Here is a 16,564-nt window from a genome sequence, read left to right on the forward strand (position 1 = left end):
GCCGCCAGGAGGCGGCCGTCGCCACGTCCAGCCCGAATACGCGCTATTGCGCCTGAAGCCCGGCCGACTTGACCAGCGCGCCGTACTTGCGCGCTTCGTCGGCCTGGTAGGCCACCGGGTCCACGCCCAGTTGCGCCAGCACGCCGCCGGCCTCCTGCATCTTGGCGCGGAATTGTTCCGACTTGAGCGTGTCGGTCAGCGCCGCGCGCAGCTTGGACGCCACCGGCTCGGGCAGGCCGGCCGGTCCATACAGCGAGAAAGACACGCTGACATCGACCGATTCGAAGCCCGGGGTCTCGGCCAGCGCGGGAATGTCCGGCGCCACCGGCGAGCGTTGCTTCTGCGTCACCCCCAGCGCCACGATCTTGTCGCCGCGTACCTGCGGCAGGCCGGAAGACAGCACCAGCATGCCGAAATCCAGTTGCCCGCTCATCAGATCGGTCACCAGCGGGGCCACGCCGCGGTACGGGACGTGCTCGGCGCGCGTGGACGTGGACTGGTTGACCATTTCGCCGGCCAGATGCAGCGACGTCCCCACGCCGGACGAACCGTAATTGAAAGTGCCCGGCGCCGCGCCGCGCACCTTCTGCAGATAGTCGGCCGCGCTCTTGACACCGGACTGCTTGCTGGCCGCCAACAGCATCGGCTGCGAAGCGATCACGCCCAGGGCGGTGAAGTCCTTGGCGCCGTCGTACTTAACGGCGCTGTTGATCATGCGGGCGATGACCATCTCATTGGTCGCGCCCAGCAACAGCGTGTAGCCGTCCGGCGCGGCGCGGGCCACGCGCTGCGCGCCGATCGTGCCGCCGGCGCCGCCGGCGTTCTCTATCACCACGCTCTGGCCCAGGCGCTTGGCCAGTTCCTCGCCGAACAGGCGCGCGGTCAGGTCGACGCTGCCGCCGGCCGGATAGCCGACGACCAGCGAGATCGGATGGTCGGGGTAGCCGTCGGCGCTGGCCGGCGCGGCGATGACCAGCGTGGACGCGGCGCAGAGCGCGACCAACGCGCCGCGCAGCGGATGCGTGATGGAATGCATGTGTTTCTCCCTGGGGTGCTGTCGTGGACGGCGGTGCCGTCTCGTTTGAAATATCGGAAGACATTCTGCGGTGCGCGCCACAGCCATGACGTGCCAAATCAGCACATTTCCGTGCTGATTTGGCTGGCCCCGCCTTGTCATCCTGGCGCTGCGCCGGGACCTACCGACCGCGCGGCCGGCAGGCCCTAGGCCTTGCGATTGGCCGTGGCTTCCCAGGCCGCCTCGGCCAGGTCCGCCAGACGCGCCCGCGAGCGGTACAGGCGCACCTCGAAGGCAATTTCGTCACTGCGGCCGCCCAGCGATACCAGCGTGCCGCGGCGGCAATCGGCCGCCACCATCGACCATGGCAGCCAGGCGACGCCCAGGCCCTTGGCCGCGGCGCCATGCGCGGCGTCGAGCGAATCGCTGCGCACGAACGGCGCCAGCGCGTAGGGAGTGGATTCGAGCCGGTCGCCGAGGATGCGCTCCATCGACAGCCCGCCGGCATAGGTGATCAGGGGCGCCGCCGTGCCGCCCTCGGCCAGCACGTAGCGCGCGCGGCCGCGGCCATCGGCCTGGCTCACCGGCACCAGCTTGTCGGTACCCAGCGTCATGTAGCGATAGCGCACCGGATTGAGCTGCATCGACAGGGCCGGGTGCTCGTAGCAGCACAGCAGGTCGACCTTGCCCTGCTCCAGCCGCACCGCCATGTCTTCCATCTTGCCAGTGGAGATTTCCAACTGGGTGCCCTCGGTCAACACCTTGGGTGCGCGGTGCCGCAGGCGCGCGATCCAGTCGGCCACCAGCGTGCGCGCCAGGCTGCGGCCGGTGGCGATGCGCAGCACCGCCTCGCCGCCCGCGCCGGAACTGCGGATGCGATGGCGCACCAGGCCCATCTGCTCGACCACCTGGGTAGCGGTCTTGAGCAGGGCCTCGCCCTCGGCGGTCAGCGTCACCGGCACGCGCTGGCGCTCCACCAGCGGCGCGCCGGCCCAGGCCTCGAGGGCGCGAATACGGCGCCCGAAGGCCGGATGCGTGACATGCCGCGCCTCGGCGGCGCGCACGAAGCTGCCGCTCTGCGCCAGGGCGATCAGGTCTTCGAGCAGTTTCAGGTCGGCCATGGCGCACCCGTGTCCGTGAACGCGCTCAGGCTTGCGCCAGGCCCATCATCGCCAGGGTGGCGCGGGTCAGGTCGCTGGCCGGGTCTTCCAGCTCGTTCACCAGGTCGAAGTGGTTGCAATGCGGCGTCGGGATGCGCGTGGCCTGCAGGCCGGCGCCGGTCCAGGCGCGTTCGAAGGCTTCGGTCTGGTTCTTGAAACCCTGCGTCTCCAGGCCGCCGACGGCCAGCAGCATGGGGCCGGCGCGCTCGGGCAGGTTGAAGATCGGGCTGTGGCGGGCCGCCTGCTCCGGCGTCAGTTGCAACCAGGTATTGGGCAGGACGTCGCACAGCGGCCGCAGATCGAACAGGCCGCTCAGGGCCAACGTGCCCTTGATCACGTCGTCTGGCACGCCGTAGCGCGCCTGCCAGGCCGGCGCGGCCAGCATCGCCGCCAGATGACCGCCAGCCGAACTGCCGCCCACGTAGATACGCTCGGGATCGACGCCGTACGCCGCCGCGTTGTGGTACAGCCAGGCCAGCGCCGAGCGCATCTCGCGCACGATTTCCGGCAGCGTCGCCTCGGGCGCCAGCGTGTATTCCGGCACCGCCACCGCCGCGCCGGCCGCGTTGAAGGCCTCGGCCATGACCGGCGCATCCTCCTTGCGCTGGCCGCGCCAGTAGCCGCCATGGATGAACACGAACAGCGGTGCCGGGCCACGGTTGGCGGCCGGCAGGAACAGGTCCAGCCGCTCGTCCTGGCCCATGCCGTAACGCAGGTCCAGCAGGCCCGGGCGGCGCGACTTCACCGCGGCGGCCGATTCGGCGTAGCGACGCACGCAGGCGTCGAAGTCCGCCACCGACTCGCGGGCGTTGTATTGCACCTCGCGCTCGGCGATGGTGGGGAAAAAGAGATCGATGTCCGCGTCACGCATGAATGGCCTGCCTGTCGTCCTGGGAAATGATGTGTTCGATGAATTGAGCGGTCTTGCGATAGTGCGCCGCCAGCATCGCCACCGAGCGCTCGACGTCGCGCGACAGCGCGGCATCGAGCAATTCGCGGTGTTCGTCGTCGACATTGCGCTCGGGTCCATAGGCGGTGGCGCCGGCGCGCGCCGGGCGCCGGTAGCGCTCCGTCTGCGCATATAGCTGCGTGGACAGGTCCAGCAGCCAGTGCGAGCGGCAGGCGCCGATCAGCGCATGGTGGAAGTCCAGATGGCGCGCTTCCAGCGACTCTTCCAGGTCCTGGCTGGGCGGCACGGCTTCGCTGGCGCGCTGCGCCGCCAGCGTCAGGGCATGAAAGGCGCCGACCAGCCGCGCCTCCCAGGCGTCGTCGGCGTTGGCCAGCGAGCGCCGCAACGCGTCGCAATCGATCAGGATGCGGGTTTCGCAGGCGTCCCACATTTCCTCGACCGACAGCGGCGCAATGCGGAAGCCGCGCGAGGTGGTGGTGATCACCATGCGTTCGCTGCGCAGCCGGTTCAGGGCCTCGCGGATCGGGGAAAAGCTGCTGCCGTAGCGTTGCTTGAGCAATTCCAGGCGCAGCGACTGGCCCGGCGCGAAGGCGCCGCTCATGATGTCGCGCCGCAGCAGGCGGTAGACCTGCTCGGACAGCGTGATTTCCTCTACCTCGGCGTTCCCGTCGGCGCCGGGCTCGTCCTGGCGGGAAGCTTTGATTCTTGGCTTCAACGTGCTCTCCAGATGTCAGCGGCCGGCTGGCCCCCGGGGCCGGCCGGCGCTCAGGCGGCCCATTCTACCCGCGGGGGCCCGGCCGCCCTCAGCCGCGCGCCTCGCGCGGCGCTTCCGGCTGCGGATCGAGGCTCCAGTCCGGCTCGCAGCCATTCAGGTCGTCCTGATCGTCGTAGCGCGCCGCCTGCAGCGGCCGCCGGTTCACGCGCAGGTCGAACACGTCGAAGCGGTTGTAGTGGCCGACGATGTCGTGCATCTGGCGCGGCTGGATGCAACGCGACAGGTCGATGTCGGCGTAGACGATGCCTTCGTCGTCGATCAGCGGTTCGCCGATGACACGCCCGTCCGGCCCCAATATTCCCGAAAACGCGCTGTTGCGGCGCGCCAGCATCTCGCGCGCTTCCGGATGGCTGGCGCTGATGGCGTCCTGGATCTCGGTGGAAATGGTCGAGCACGACACCACCGTGAACACCTTGCCCTCGAACGAGTGGGCCGCCGCCCGCAGGCGGATGGCCTCGGCCATGTCGTAGTCGGGCGGCGCCACCGGCAGCGAGATATAGCTGGCGACGTGCACCATCTCGCCCTGCGCCAGCAGCGAGAAACGCGCCAGCGTGTTGGTGTTCTCGCCGCAGGCCAGGCCGCCAAGCTTGCCCACGGACGTGTCATAGACGCGCAGCGACTCGCCGTCGCCATGGGCCCAGGTCAGCTTCTCGGCCCAGGTCGGCACCAGCTTGCGATGGCGGCCCAGGACGCGGCCCTCTTCGTTGATGAAGACCATGGTGTTGTAGATCGTGCCGACGCCATGGCGGCTGCGCTCGTTCACGCCCACCACCACGTTGACGCGGTGCTGGCGCGCGGCCTGGGCGATGCGGCGGATCTCCGGCCCTGGCAGCTCGATGGCGCTTTTGCAGAGTTTTTCGAACCACGGGCTGCCCTGCACCGGGTTCATCACCCAGCTCCAGTAGGGATAGGCCGAGACGAACACCTCGGGAAAGGCCACCAGGCTGGCGCCGTTGCCGGCGGCCTCGGCGATCAGGTCGCAGGTCTTGTCGACGGTGGCGTCGGTGTCCAGGAACACCGGGGCGGCCTGGACGGCGGCGGCCTTGAAAACGGGCAGGTTCAACATGCGTGTGCTCCTATTGCGGTCAGATGCCGAGATAACGTTGCGCCAGGTCGGGCTGCGCGGACAGTTCCGCGGGCGCGCCCGACCAGGCCACGCGGCCCTTGTCGACGATGTAGTGACGGTCCACCAGCGTTGCCATCTCGGGCAGGTTCTTGTCGATCACCAGGATGGTCTGGCCCTCGGCCTTGAGCGCCCGCAGGCAACGCCAGATTTCCTGGCGGATCAGCGGCGCCAGCCCTTCGGTGGCCTCGTCCAGGATCAGCAGCTTGGGATTGGTCATAAGCGCGCGGCCGACCACCAGCATCTGCTGCTCGCCGCCCGACAGCGTGCGCGATGACTGCGCGCGGCGCTCCTTCAGGCGCGGGAACAGCGCATAGACCCGCGCCAGGTCCCAGCCGCCAGGCGCGGCGCGCGAGGTCGCCACCAGGTTCTCTTCCACCGACAGCGAGCCGAACACGCGCCGCCCTTCCGGCACCAGCCCCACGCCCAGCCGCGCCACCGCGCTCGGCGCGGGCCGCGCCAGCGTCTGGCCGCGGAACCGGACCTGTCCGCCGGTGGCCGGCAGCATGCCCATCAGCGTCTTGATGGTGGTGGTCTTGCCCATGCCGTTGCGGCCGATCAGCGAGATCACTTCGCCCTCGGCGGCCTCGAAGGCCATGCCGAACAGCACCTTGCTAGACCCGTAGCCGCCGGTCAGGCCCTCAACCTTCAACATGTTCTTCTCCCAGGTAGGCGGCGCGCACTTCCGGATGGCGCCGCACCTCGTCGGGCGCGCCGCTGAACACCACCTTGCCGTAGACCAGCACGCTGATGCGGTCGGCCAGCGCGAACACCGCGTCCATGTCGTGCTCGACCAGCAGGATGCCGTAGTCGCCCTTCATGCCCAGCAGCAGGCGCGTCATGCGCGCCGATTCCTCCGGCCCCATGCCGGCCATGGGCTCGTCCAGCAGCAGCAGGCGCGGCGAGCGCGCCAGCGCCACCGCCAGTTCCAGTTGGCGCTTCTCGCCGTGCGCCAGGTCGGCGGTGCGCACGTGGCGCCGGTCCGCCAGGCCGACGTGGTTCAGCCATTGCATCGCCTGTGCCTTCAGGCCGGCGTCGCGGCGCGGATCGGACCAGGCGCCAAAGGCGCGGCCGCCCTTGAGCATGCTGGACAGGATGACGTTCTCGAGCGCGGTGTATTCCTGGCACAGCTCGGTGATCTGGAACGAGCGGCCCAGCCCCAGGCGGGCGCGCTCGAAGGCGCGCAGCGCCGTCACGTCGCGCCCGTCCAGCTCGATGGTGCCCGAGTCCGGCCGGATCTCGCCGCAGATCTGCGCGATCAGCGTCGACTTGCCGGCGCCGTTCGGGCCGATGATGGCGTGGATCTCGCCGGCGCGCACGTCCAGGTCGACGCCGTTGGTGGCCACCACCGCGTCGAAGGCCTTGCGCAGCTGCGTCAGGCGCAGCAGGGTTTTCGTCTCGTCCATTCCTGGTGTCGGCTTACGATCGGGATGCCACGGATCCGGCTCCGCCGGTCCGTCGGCATGCCCCCTGGAGGGGGAAGCGCGAAGCGTCTCGGGGGTGGGCTCAATCCGCATGGCGCGTCTCCAACAGGCGGCCGAACAGGCCCTTCTGACCCCACAGAACCACCAGCACCAACACCGGCCCCATGTACAGCAGCCAATGCTCGGTCAGCGACGACAGCATCTGCTCCAGTCCCAGGAACACCGCCGCGCCCGCGATCGGGCCCAGCAGCGTGCCCACGCCGCCAAGGATGACGATCGCCATCAGCTCGCCCGACTTGGTCCAGGCCGCCATGTCCGGCGTCACCAGCCCGGCATAGTTGGCCCACAGCACGCCCGCCAGCCCCGTGCCCACCGCCGACAGCACGAAGGCGCTCAGGCGGTACGGCGTAGGCGCCACGCCCAGGTTGATGGCGCGCCGCTCGCTCTGGCGCAGCGCCTGCAGCACCATGCCGAAGCGCGAGTTGGTAATGCGGATGCACAGCAGCGTCCAGATCGTCAGCAGCGCCAGGCAGACGTAGTAGAACGTCAGCGGGTTCTCCAGGTTAAGGCCGGGCAGCACGTTGCGCTGCGAGATCATCAGCCCGTCGTCGCCGCCATAGAACTGCAGCGACACCAGAATGAAATACACCATCTGCCCGAACGCCAGCGTGATCATGATGAACTGCACACCGCGCGTGCGCAGCGCCAGGTAGCCGAACAGCCAGCCCGCCAGCGCGCACACCGCCAGCGCGATCGGCCACACCACCAGCGCGGCGTTGCTGCCGGCCCAGCCGAACAGCGGCCCGGCTTCGGTGGTGTGGAAGGCGATGATGCCCACCGCATAGCCGCCCAGCCCGAAGAACATCGCGTGGCCGAAGCTGACCATGGCGCCGTAGCCGATCACCAGGTCCAGGCTGACCGCGGCCAGGCCGTAGATCAGGAAGCGCGTCACCACGCCGATCAGGAACGGCGTGTCGGTGGCCGCCGCCGCGCCCGGCAGCGCCAGCAGCAGGATCAGCCCGGCCAGCCCCCAGCGCGCGCGATTCGAAAGTGTCTTTGCCATCATCATCCTCGCGCCGGGAACAGCCCGCCCGGCTTGGCGATCAGCACGATCGCCATCAACACATAGATACTGGCCGAAGCCAGGCCCGCCGCCAGCGGATCCGCCGTGGCCGGCGAGAACACCGCGCCCAGCAGCTGCGGCAGGAAGGCCCGCCCCATGCTGTCGACCATGCCGACCAGCAGCGCCCCCGCCAGCGCGCCGCGCACCGAGCCGACGCCGCCGATCACGATGACCACGAAGGTGGTGATCAGGATGCGCTCGCCCATGCCGATCTCGACGGCCAGCAGCGGCGCCGCCATCACGCCCGCCAGTCCGCACAGCAGCGCGCCCAGGCCGAACACCAGGGTGTAGAGCTTCTTGATATCCACGCCCAGCGCATCGACCATTTCGCGGTCGTCGGCGCCGGCGCGGATCAGCATGCCGATGCGGGTGCGGTTCACCAGCCACCACAGCCCCACCGCCACCAGTGCGCCGACCGCGATGAACGACAGCCGGATCAGCGGATACTGGAAGCCCGGCGCCAGCGTCACCGCGCCTTCCAGAAACGACGGGATGCCCACCAGCGGCGGCCGCCGGCCGAAGATCAGGCTGACCGCCTCGTTCGAGAACAGCAGCAGGCCGAAGGTGGCCAGCACCTGGTACAGGTGGTCGCGCTTGTACAGCTTGCGGATCACCAGCACCTCCACCGACAGGCCGTACAGCCCCGCCCCCAGCAGCGCCGCCAGCACGCCCGCCAGGAACGAGCCGGTGGTGCCGATGGCATAGGCCGCGCAATACGCGCCCACCATGTAGAACGAGCCGTGGGTCAGGTTCACCACGCCCATGATCCCGAAGATCAGGGTCAGCCCGGCGGCGAGCAGAAACAGCATCGCGCCGAACTGCAGCCCGTTGAGCAACTGTTCGAAGAGCAATGTCATGACGGCATCTTGCAGAATTGGGCGTAGGCGTCCTTGTCATCGGACACCAGCTTGCGCACCAGGCGCGGCGACAGGCCGCCGTCGGCGTCCTTCTCGATGCGCATCAGGTACAGGTCCTGCACCGGATGCTGGTTGGTGTTCATGCTGAACTTGCCGCGCAGCGAGGCGAACTCGGGCTTGCGCAGCGCGGCGCGGAACTCGGCCTGGCGCGACAGGTCGCCGCCGGTGGCCTTCAGGCCGACGCCGATCAGCTGCGCCGTGTCATAGGCCTGCATCGCGTAATCGGTGGGCACGCGGCCATAGGCTTCCTTGAACGCCTGCACGAAGGCTTTTGACTGCGGATTGTCGAAGTCCTGCGACCAGATGCCGGTGATGTAGGCGCCTTGCGCCGCGTCGCCGGTGGCCTGGATCATGCGCGCGTCCATGGAGAAGCTCGGCATCAGCATCGGCACGGTCTTGTTCAGGCCGGCCGCGGCATATTGCTTGACGAAGTTGATGCCGGTGCCGCCCGGATGGAACTGGTAGACGGCATCGGGCGCCAGAGACCGCACCCGCGCCAGCTCGACCGAGAAGTCCGACTGGTCCAGCTTGGTGTAGATCTCGGCCACCACCTCGCCCTTGTAGGTGCGCTTGAAACCCTCGATGGCATCGCGCCCGGCCTGGTAGTTGGGCGCCAGCAGCGCCACGCGCTTGTAGCCCAGCTCGTTGGCGGCCACGCCGCCCGCCGTGTGGAAAGCATCGTTCTGGTACGAGGCCACAAAATAGTTCGGGTCGCACTTCTCGCCGGCAAAGCTCGACGGGCCGGGGTTCAGGCTGACGTAGAACGCGCCCGACTTGACCACGCCCGGCACCACCGCCGCCAGCACGTTCGAGAAGTTCACGCCGGTGAACAGCTTGATGCCCGACTGCAGCATGCGGTCTGCCGCCTGCTTGGCGTTGGCGGGCTTGAGGCCGTCGTCCTCGATCACCAACTGCACCGGCACCCCACCCAGCTTGCCGCCGCCCTGCTTGATCGCCAGATTGAAGGCGTCGCGCTCGTCCTCGCCGATGTAGCCGGCCGGCGTCGACAGCGTGGCGATGAAGCCGATCTTGACTGGCTCCGCGGCGTGCGCGATGCCCCCCAGCGTCCAGGCCAGGCCCGCCGCCAACATGGTTTGCTTGATCATTGTTTTCCCCTTGGAGACCGCCGCGCCCGACATCTCGTGGCGGGCGCTGGAATTTCGCCTAGACCGCCACCACCGGATGCCGCAGCGTGCCGATGCCCTCGACGCACGCCACCACCACGTCGCCCGGCCACAACCACTCCTGCGGCTTGCGGCCCGCGCCCACGCCCTCCGGCGTGCCGGTGGCGATGATGTCGCCCGGCTCCAGCGTGATGCCGGCGCTGATGTCCGAGATCAGGAACGGCACCTTGAACAGCATGTGGCGCGTGTTCGAGCCCTGCTTCTTTTCGCCGTTGACCGTCAGCCACAGGTCCAGCACCTGCGGATCGGGAATCTCGTCGGCCGTGACGATGCAGGGGCCGAACGGCGCGTAGGTGTCCTGGCCCTTGGAATAGATCCACTGCCCGGCGCGGCGGCAGTCGCGCGCGCTCATGTCCAGCATCACGCTATAGCCGAACACGTACGACAGCGCATCGGCCTCGGCCACGCGCGTGGCGCGGCGGCCCATGATCACCGCCAGCTCGACTTCCCAGTCCAGTTGCTGCGTGATCTTGGCGTTGTGCTCGATGGCGTCGCCTGGGCCGATCACGGTGGTGGGCGGCTTGGAGAAGATCACCGGCTGCTTGGGCAGGTCGGCCGAGGTATCGAGCGTGCGGCTCGACTCGGCCACGTGCTCGACGTAGTTCAGGCCGATGCCGAAGATGTTCTTGCGCGGACGCGGAATCGGCGCCAGCAGCTTGACGTTCTCCTGCGGCAGCGCGGTGCCCACGGGCCAGGCGCCGCGGTACGACTCCATCAGCTTCGAGGCCTGCGCCACGGCCACCGGGCCCAGGTCGATGAAGGCCAGCATGTCGTCCGGCAGCGCCACGCCGCCGGCCTGCCCCAGCAGGGCCAGGTCGATCACATAGCCTTCGGCCAGCGCGCCCAGGCGGGCGGCGGCGGTGGGATGGGCGCGAAAAGTTACCAAGCGCATAGGAACTCCAGGAAATTCAAGACGAGTTGAGACAGGCGCCCGGCCTGCGCCAGGCGGCGGATGAAAATTCAGTGGGGGTTGGCGCCAACCGCTAGATCAGTTGCTGGTGGCCGTCGTTGTCCTTGACCGCTTCCTCGCGGTAGAGCGCCAGCGATCGCATCACCGGCAGGTCGTTGAAGCAGAACAGGCACGCGTCGTCGCTGGACGACAGGTTGGCGTGCTCGTGCACGGCCCACGACGGCACACAGAAGATATCGCGCTCGGTCCAGTCGTAGCGCTTGCCGTCGATGACCGAAAAGCCGCTGCCCTTGGCCACCTGGTAGAGAAAGCTGCCGGTGTGGCGGTGGGCCTTGGTGTGCTCGCCCGGGCGCAGCAACTGCATGCTGGCGCCGATGGTCGGCATGACCGGGCCGCCGGTGGCCGGGTTGACGTACTCCATCAGGATGCCGTCATAGGGACTGCCCGCCGACACCCGCGCGTGGCGGCGCAGCGCCTCGTAGGTAGGTTCCCATTCGTACTTGAACAGCGGCGAATACGGCTTGGTCCAGCCCGTTGTCTGCGGCCGCAGCGCCGCGCTGCCCCACAGCGCGCTGGTGTCGTCCACCGGGTGCGTCACGGTCTGGTTCAGGTCGGGATGCACGGCGTAGAAGCCGGCCTCGAACGCGTTGACCAGCGGAATGTCCAGGCCGTCCTGCCAGATGCAGGTGGTGCCGTCCTCGGCCACGCCGTGCTCGTGCCAGGTGCCGTTGGGCGTGAGCACGAAGTCGTTCGCGCCCAGCGTCATCTTGTGGCCGTCCACCACCGTGAACGCGCCCTTGCCTTCCATGATGAAGCGCAGCGCCGAATGCGAATGCTTGTGCGCCGATGCCAGTTCGCCCGGCCGCATCACCTGCAGGCCCGAATACAGCCAGCCGACCGCGGCGGCGACGTCGCGCCGGCCTGGGTTGTTCAGGTAGATCACGCGGCGGCCCGCTTCCTCGGGCGACACCAGCTCGGCCGAGCGCAACACGTGGCCGCGCAGTTCCTGGTAGCGCCAGACCACCGGCACCGACGCCGAGCGCGGCGCCCACGGCTCGATCTTGTTGGCCACCGTCCAGAGCGCGCCGGTCTCGAGTCGGGCCAGATCCTGGTAATAGGCGATGCGCTCCGGCGAATCCGCCACGTTGGCGCGGCCGGCGGTGTCTTCCCGATAGGCGTCGTACCTGTTCGCTTCCATCCCTTGCCTCTTTTTATAAAAATCAAAAGATTTTCGAAAATATTAGAGGTGGCGGCCGAATCGGGCAATGATTGCGCGCTAGGGGTTTTCCTGGGGCCCGTCATCCGCCTGGAAAAAAACCAGCGACGAATCCGAAAATACTGTACAAAAACACAGTGCGACGTGCTACATTGCGCTCGCCCGAAAAACGTCTTCCAGGAGACTCCTGTGTCCGAAGCCGCTCAAATCGCCCAGACCCACGTCGTCCAATACATCGTCGTTCCCTACCGCGCCGCCGCCAATGGCGTGGCCCCCGGCGAAATCCGGCCCGCCAGCAGCGAGTTCGGCGCCATCCGCATCGCCAACTCCATGGCCGCCAAGTTCGCCGGCGTCGCGGCCTACGAAGTCATGATCGACAAGGAAACCGGCGACATGGAATCGCCGCGCATCCTCGCGCAGATCGGCACGGTGCCGTCGCTCGACGACTGACCGCGCCACGGCGGCCACGCCAACGCAAACGCCGCCGGCGGCGCATGGACCGCCGAGCGTGTGCCCATCCCGCCGAAGTTGGGGTGAGCGGACTGAGAGTGGAGCTAGGGAGGTGGCCGCTTTTTTCGCGTCTGTGGCCGGGTAAGACGCCCAGTCCGCTCACTGCAACCGCGGCGCCCGGCGACGCGCAGCCCGCGCACGCCGCCGGATCGCTGGCCGCCGCTTAGAAGCGGTGACGCACGCCCACCATGCCGACGGTGCTTTTCACACCATCGATGAACGCGAAGTTCGTGGCATACGAACCCAGCGCGTACAGGTTGGTGCGCTTGGACAGGTTGTGGGTGTAGCCCAGGCTGTAGATGTTCATGGTCGCGTCGTCGCCGGTCAACGAAGTGTTGTTGGCGTCGGCGCGCTGCCACGAGGCCAGGATGCTGCCCGCGCCACCGACCGGGGCCGACAGGCCGACCAGGTACGAGTTCGACTTGAAGTCCTTGGCGACGGCGTTGCTGCGGAAACTCCTGGCTGCCGGGCTGCCGCCGCCGAAGGCGTTGAGCGACCGCCCGGTTAACCAGCCGTCGCGCGTCTGTCCATAGGCCAGCGCCAGCTTGATCACTTCAAAGTTGTACGACCCGCCGATGATCCACTGCTTCGGCTTCTCGTCGGTGCCGAGCTGGTTGGCCATGTTCAGCTGGTCATACGTCAGCGCCAGGTTCAGCGGACCCTTGACATAGCGCAGGCCGGTGGTGATGGCGCGGGTGTTGTTGGCGGTCTCGAAGCCGGTTTGCGCGGTGGTCGTGTCAGCCACGTTGAACGAGTAACCCAGGCCGAACTGGAAGCCGCTGAACGACGGGGTCTGGTACATGACCATGTTGTCGTGGCGGACCGTGTCGGCGGCACTGAAGGCGGTGCCGACGCTGGCCTGCCCGTAGCTGGTGCCGAACGGATTGATCGGGGCGATGTACTTCGAGGCAATGTTGGTCTGGCGGCCGAAGTCCAGTTGGCCCCAAGAATTGCTCTTCAGGCCGACGGTGGCCTGACGGCCGAACAGTCGGCCGCTCTGGCCCGACTGGCCGTTGGCCGAGTTGAAGCCGCTTTCCAGCGTAAACACCGCGCTCAGTCCATCGCCCAGATCTTCGGCACCGCGCAGGCCCCAGCGCGAACCGCTGGACACGCCGTTGGACATGCCCACCTTCGATTCCTTGTAGCCATCGTTGCCCTTGATGCGCTGGAAGCCCACGCCGGTATCGATGAGGCCGTACAGAGTCACCGAGGATTCAGCCTGCGCCACGCCGGACAGCGCGGCGAAAAGAGCGGTGACAAGCAAAGTCTTTTTCATTACAGATTCCCGTTGATTGACAAGACATGCGTATGGGGATCGGCACGCAACACAGGCGGCGGCTTCCGCGCATGACCGGTACGGATTCTAGGAACGCTGTACGTCAGCCTATTTGTGCATCAGCAAGCTTTGACCGGGCGACCGGACAAATCAGACCCGGTCGCGGCGCGAGACCGACATCCGTCCGGATATCTCTCTCGCGCCACGGCCGGTCATCGCGGTGTGCTCTGAAAGACAGGGTCAATAGTCCCAGATGATGGGCACCCAGCGAAAGGCATCGCCATCGACGGCAACCCGGCCCACCGAGGGAAATGATCGCCGGCCACGGACGGTAGGCTCGCGGCGGGAAGCATGCTGTTGTGCGGCGCGCACCAATACGCGCGACGCACGGCTTGTCTGGCCCCGGCCGGCTGCGGCAAAATGTTCGCACCCTGCCTTCCCTTCGCCCCCTGCCATGACCGACTCGGTGACCCTGTTCGATAGTCATCGCCCCCGCCTGTATGCCATCGCCTACCGCATGCTCGGTGCAGTGGCCGAAGCCGAAGACGTGGTGCAGGATGCCTGGCTGCGCTGGCACGACACCGACCGCGCCCGCGTGGACAACGCCGAGGCGTGGCTGGTCACCACCACCACCCGTCTGGCCATCGACCGCCTGCGCCTTGTGAAGGCCGAGCGCGCCCGCTACGTGGGCGTGTGGCTGCCCGAACCCATGCTGATGGCGGCCCCGGCCACGCCCGAGCAGATCCACGAACTGGCCGACGACGTGTCGGTGGCGTTCCTTTTCATGCTGGAACGCCTGTCGCCGGACGCCCGCGCCGCTTTCCTGATGCGCGATGTATTCGACGCCGACTACGAAGACATCGCGCGAACCCTGGACAAGCGTCCCGCCGCGATCCGCCAGCTGGTGCACCGGGCCCGCTTGCAGTTGCGCCAGGGCGCCCCGCGCGAGGCCGTGCCGCGGGCCACGCTGCGGCGCCTGCTGCTGGCCTTCGCAGACGCCATGCAGCGCAGCGATTTCCACGGCCTGCACGCCCTGTTGAGCGATGACGCCGAACTCATCGGCGATGGCGGCGGCAAGGTCGGCAGCTTCGCCAGCCTGGTGGGCGGCAAACGGCTGGCGCAACTGTTCTATGCGGGCAAGCGCCGCTACCGCGACGCACTGCGCATCGAGGTGGTCGAAGTGAATGGGCAATGGACCCTGCTGCGCTTCATCGACGACCAGCTCGAATCCGTGCAGTCCTACGACACGGACGGCGAACGCCTGACGCGCGTGCTGGTGCAGCGCAATCCCGACAAACTGGCACGCATCGCCGCCGCGCTGGCCCACGCCTGAGCGCCCATCGCGTTGGTGCCTGGCGGGCAACATGGTGATCCCCTGCAAGGGACTACCGCCTGGCCGGCGCCGCTTCTACGATGCGGCTGTCTCCATTGAATCGAGGACCGGCCATGTCAAAGCCCACGAAGATCGCCATCACCCTTGCCGCCGCCGGCATGTCGCTGCTGGGCCCGCAGGCCCAGGCCGCCGCCCCCCATACCCCGCATGCCGGCGGCGCGGCCGATCCGGTCGTCACGGAGCTCATGAGCAAGGCATTGCCGGGCGTCCCCGGCAAGGAAGCGCTGATGATCACCGTCGACTACCCGCCCGGTGCCGCCGACCCCATCCACCGCCATGACGCCTCCGCCTTCGTCTATGTGCTCGAAGGCAGCATCGTCATGCAGGTCAAGGGCGGCAAGGAGGTCACCCTGACCGCCGGCCAGACCTACTACGAAGGGCCGGACGACATCCACACGGTGGGACGCAACGCCAGCCAGACCCGGCCCGCTCGCTTCCTGGTGGTGCTGATCAAGAATCCCGGCGCGCCCGCGCTGGTTCCCATCCAGTAGGCAACACCACTGGCGGCCCCGGATGGCCCGGGGGCCGCCGGCGCAGACTTTTTTTCGGGGACGATGTCACAAAGCCGGCGGGCGCCACGTCTTGGAGGGTAGGATCAACCCACTCGCCGAGCCGCCACCATGTCGATCTCCTCCCCCGCCTCGTCGTCTTCCTCCGCCTGCGCCGCGCCCGATTCGCTGGCCGACAGCTTCGCCACCAGCTACGCCGGCGTGGTCGCCTTCATCGCCGTCGCCGCAGAGGGCAATTTCGCCAAGGCTGGCGACCGCCTGGGCATCGGCCGTTCGGCCGTCAGCCGCAGCGTCCAGAAGCTGGAAGATCAACTGGGCACGCGCCTGTTCCTGCGGACCACCCGCAGCACCGCGCTGACCGCCGAAGGCGAGCGCTTCTATGAACAGTGCCACCCCGGCGTCGAACGCATCGTGCGGGCCCTGGACGACATGCGCGAGCTGCGCGAGGGGCCGCCGGCCGGCCAATTACGGGTGTGCTCGACCGTGGGCTTCGGCCGCAAAGTGGTCGCGCCCCTGCTGCAGGCCTTCCGGGAGGCCCATCCGGGCATTTCGGTGGAACTGCTGCTGGACGACGGCCCCACTGATTTCACCATCGACCGCGTCGACATCTCGTTCCGCAACGGCCGCATGGAAGACAGCCAGGTGATCGCCCGCAAGGTGATTCCCATGCAGATGATGCTGTGCGCTTCGCCAGAATACGCGGCGCGCCATGGCCTGCCGGACAGCGTCGACGCCATCGGCCGCCACCGCTGTGTCAACTTCCGCCTGGCCTCGGGCCGGGTGTACGAGTGGGAATTCAAGGTCGACGGCCACCTGCGCAAAGTGGCCCCGCCCGCAATGCTCACGTTCAACGACGCCGACCTGGTGTTGCGGTCGGTGCTGGACGGCCACGGCCTGGCGCAGATCGCCGGCTACCAGGCCTGTGAACACCTGCGCGCCGGAACGCTGGTGGCCTGCCTGCCGCAACATGCGCCGGACGACCGCGGGCACTACCTGTGCTTCCTGAGCCGGCAGCACCTGCCGACGCGCATGCGCGTCTTCATCGACTACATGACCGAACGCATCCGCGCGCTGGACCTGCAGATCATCGACAGCCTCTCGCCGCGCCCCGCCTGACGC

At 68.0% G+C, this 16,564-nt stretch carries 17 protein-coding genes; 4 read left to right on the plus strand and 13 right to left on the minus strand.

All coding sequences use genetic code 11. From position 1 onward, the window contains the following. Positions 1 to 43: 43 nt before the first annotated feature. From AC6LKG_RS17880 to AC6LKG_RS17935, 12 genes are all read right to left on the minus strand, one after another. Positions 44 to 1,036, minus strand: a complete 993-nt coding sequence (locus AC6LKG_RS17880) for a Bug family tripartite tricarboxylate transporter substrate binding protein (protein ID WP_498166392.1) — start codon at positions 1,034 to 1,036, stop codon at positions 44 to 46. A gap of 185 nt (positions 1,037 to 1,221) precedes the next feature. Continuing rightward, entirely contained in the window at positions 1,222 to 2,136 is a 915-nt protein-coding gene (locus tag AC6LKG_RS17885) for a LysR family transcriptional regulator (RefSeq protein WP_498166393.1), read from the minus strand. 25 nt (positions 2,137 to 2,161) lie between these two features. Next, positions 2,162 to 3,046, minus strand: coding sequence for an alpha/beta hydrolase (locus AC6LKG_RS17890; protein WP_498166395.1), 885 nt, complete (start codon positions 3,044 to 3,046; stop codon positions 2,162 to 2,164). Next, positions 3,039 to 3,800, minus strand: coding sequence for a GntR family transcriptional regulator (locus AC6LKG_RS17895; RefSeq protein WP_498166396.1), 762 nt, complete (start codon positions 3,798 to 3,800; stop codon positions 3,039 to 3,041). The genes AC6LKG_RS17890 and AC6LKG_RS17895 overlap by 8 nt, the downstream gene beginning before the upstream one ends. Positions 3,801 to 3,888: 88 nt before the next feature. Continuing rightward, complete coding sequence (locus AC6LKG_RS17900) at positions 3,889 to 4,926, minus strand: carbon-nitrogen hydrolase family protein (RefSeq protein WP_498166397.1); 1,038 nt, start codon at positions 4,924 to 4,926, stop codon at positions 3,889 to 3,891. Between the two features lie 19 nt (positions 4,927 to 4,945). Continuing rightward, complete coding sequence (locus AC6LKG_RS17905; RefSeq protein ID WP_063584583.1) at positions 4,946 to 5,638, minus strand: ABC transporter ATP-binding protein; 693 nt, start codon at positions 5,636 to 5,638, stop codon at positions 4,946 to 4,948. Continuing rightward, a complete protein-coding gene (locus AC6LKG_RS17910) occupies positions 5,625 to 6,389 on the minus strand; it encodes an ABC transporter ATP-binding protein (protein WP_498166398.1) in 765 nt (254 codons plus the stop codon). The genes AC6LKG_RS17905 and AC6LKG_RS17910 overlap by 14 nt, the downstream gene beginning before the upstream one ends. A 100-nt stretch (positions 6,390 to 6,489) precedes the next feature. After that, positions 6,490 to 7,476, minus strand: coding sequence for a branched-chain amino acid ABC transporter permease (locus tag AC6LKG_RS17915; RefSeq protein ID WP_498166400.1), 987 nt, complete (start codon positions 7,474 to 7,476; stop codon positions 6,490 to 6,492). Then, the gene (locus AC6LKG_RS17920; RefSeq protein ID WP_006392582.1) at positions 7,473 to 8,387 is read right to left on the minus strand and encodes a branched-chain amino acid ABC transporter permease; all 915 of its coding nucleotides are present in this window, start codon (positions 8,385 to 8,387) and stop codon (positions 7,473 to 7,475) included. The genes AC6LKG_RS17915 and AC6LKG_RS17920 overlap by 4 nt, the downstream gene beginning before the upstream one ends. Next, the gene (locus AC6LKG_RS17925; RefSeq protein WP_498166402.1) at positions 8,384 to 9,553 is read right to left on the minus strand and encodes an ABC transporter substrate-binding protein; all 1,170 of its coding nucleotides are present in this window, start codon (positions 9,551 to 9,553) and stop codon (positions 8,384 to 8,386) included. Before AC6LKG_RS17925 ends, AC6LKG_RS17920 begins: the two co-directional genes overlap by 4 nt. A gap of 58 nt (positions 9,554 to 9,611) precedes the next feature. Beyond that, positions 9,612 to 10,523: a fumarylacetoacetate hydrolase family protein gene (locus AC6LKG_RS17930; RefSeq protein ID WP_020925409.1), complete on the minus strand. Its 912-nt coding sequence runs from the start codon at positions 10,521 to 10,523 to the stop codon at positions 9,612 to 9,614. A gap of 91 nt (positions 10,524 to 10,614) precedes the next feature. Continuing rightward, positions 10,615 to 11,739: a cupin domain-containing protein gene (locus tag AC6LKG_RS17935; protein ID WP_049070881.1), complete on the minus strand. Its 1,125-nt coding sequence runs from the start codon at positions 11,737 to 11,739 to the stop codon at positions 10,615 to 10,617. A gap of 207 nt (positions 11,740 to 11,946) precedes the next feature. Here AC6LKG_RS17935 and AC6LKG_RS17940 point away from each other — a divergent pair, with 207 nt between their 5' ends. Then, a complete protein-coding gene (locus tag AC6LKG_RS17940; protein ID WP_498166405.1) occupies positions 11,947 to 12,207 on the plus strand; it encodes a hypothetical protein in 261 nt (86 codons plus the stop codon). A gap of 223 nt (positions 12,208 to 12,430) precedes the next feature. Here AC6LKG_RS17940 and AC6LKG_RS17945 read toward each other — a convergent pair whose 3' ends face one another. Next, positions 12,431 to 13,543, minus strand: coding sequence for a porin (locus tag AC6LKG_RS17945; RefSeq protein WP_498166408.1), 1,113 nt, complete (start codon positions 13,541 to 13,543; stop codon positions 12,431 to 12,433). Between the two features lie 454 nt (positions 13,544 to 13,997). On the opposite strand from AC6LKG_RS17945, the gene AC6LKG_RS17950 reads away from it, so the two are divergent. The 3 genes from AC6LKG_RS17950 (at position 13,998) to AC6LKG_RS17960 (ending at position 16,561) form a co-directional block, all read left to right on the plus strand. Continuing rightward, positions 13,998 to 14,876, plus strand: a complete 879-nt coding sequence (locus tag AC6LKG_RS17950) for an RNA polymerase sigma-70 factor (protein WP_498166410.1) — start codon at positions 13,998 to 14,000, stop codon at positions 14,874 to 14,876. Between the two features lie 113 nt (positions 14,877 to 14,989). Further along, positions 14,990 to 15,427, plus strand: a complete 438-nt coding sequence (locus AC6LKG_RS17955; protein WP_498166411.1) for a cupin domain-containing protein — start codon at positions 14,990 to 14,992, stop codon at positions 15,425 to 15,427. Positions 15,428 to 15,556: 129 nt separating this feature from the next. After that, complete coding sequence (locus AC6LKG_RS17960) at positions 15,557 to 16,561, plus strand: LysR family transcriptional regulator (protein WP_498166414.1); 1,005 nt, start codon at positions 15,557 to 15,559, stop codon at positions 16,559 to 16,561. Positions 16,562 to 16,564 lie beyond the last annotated feature (3 nt).

The organism is Achromobacter sp. 46006 (genome assembly GCF_059761975.1).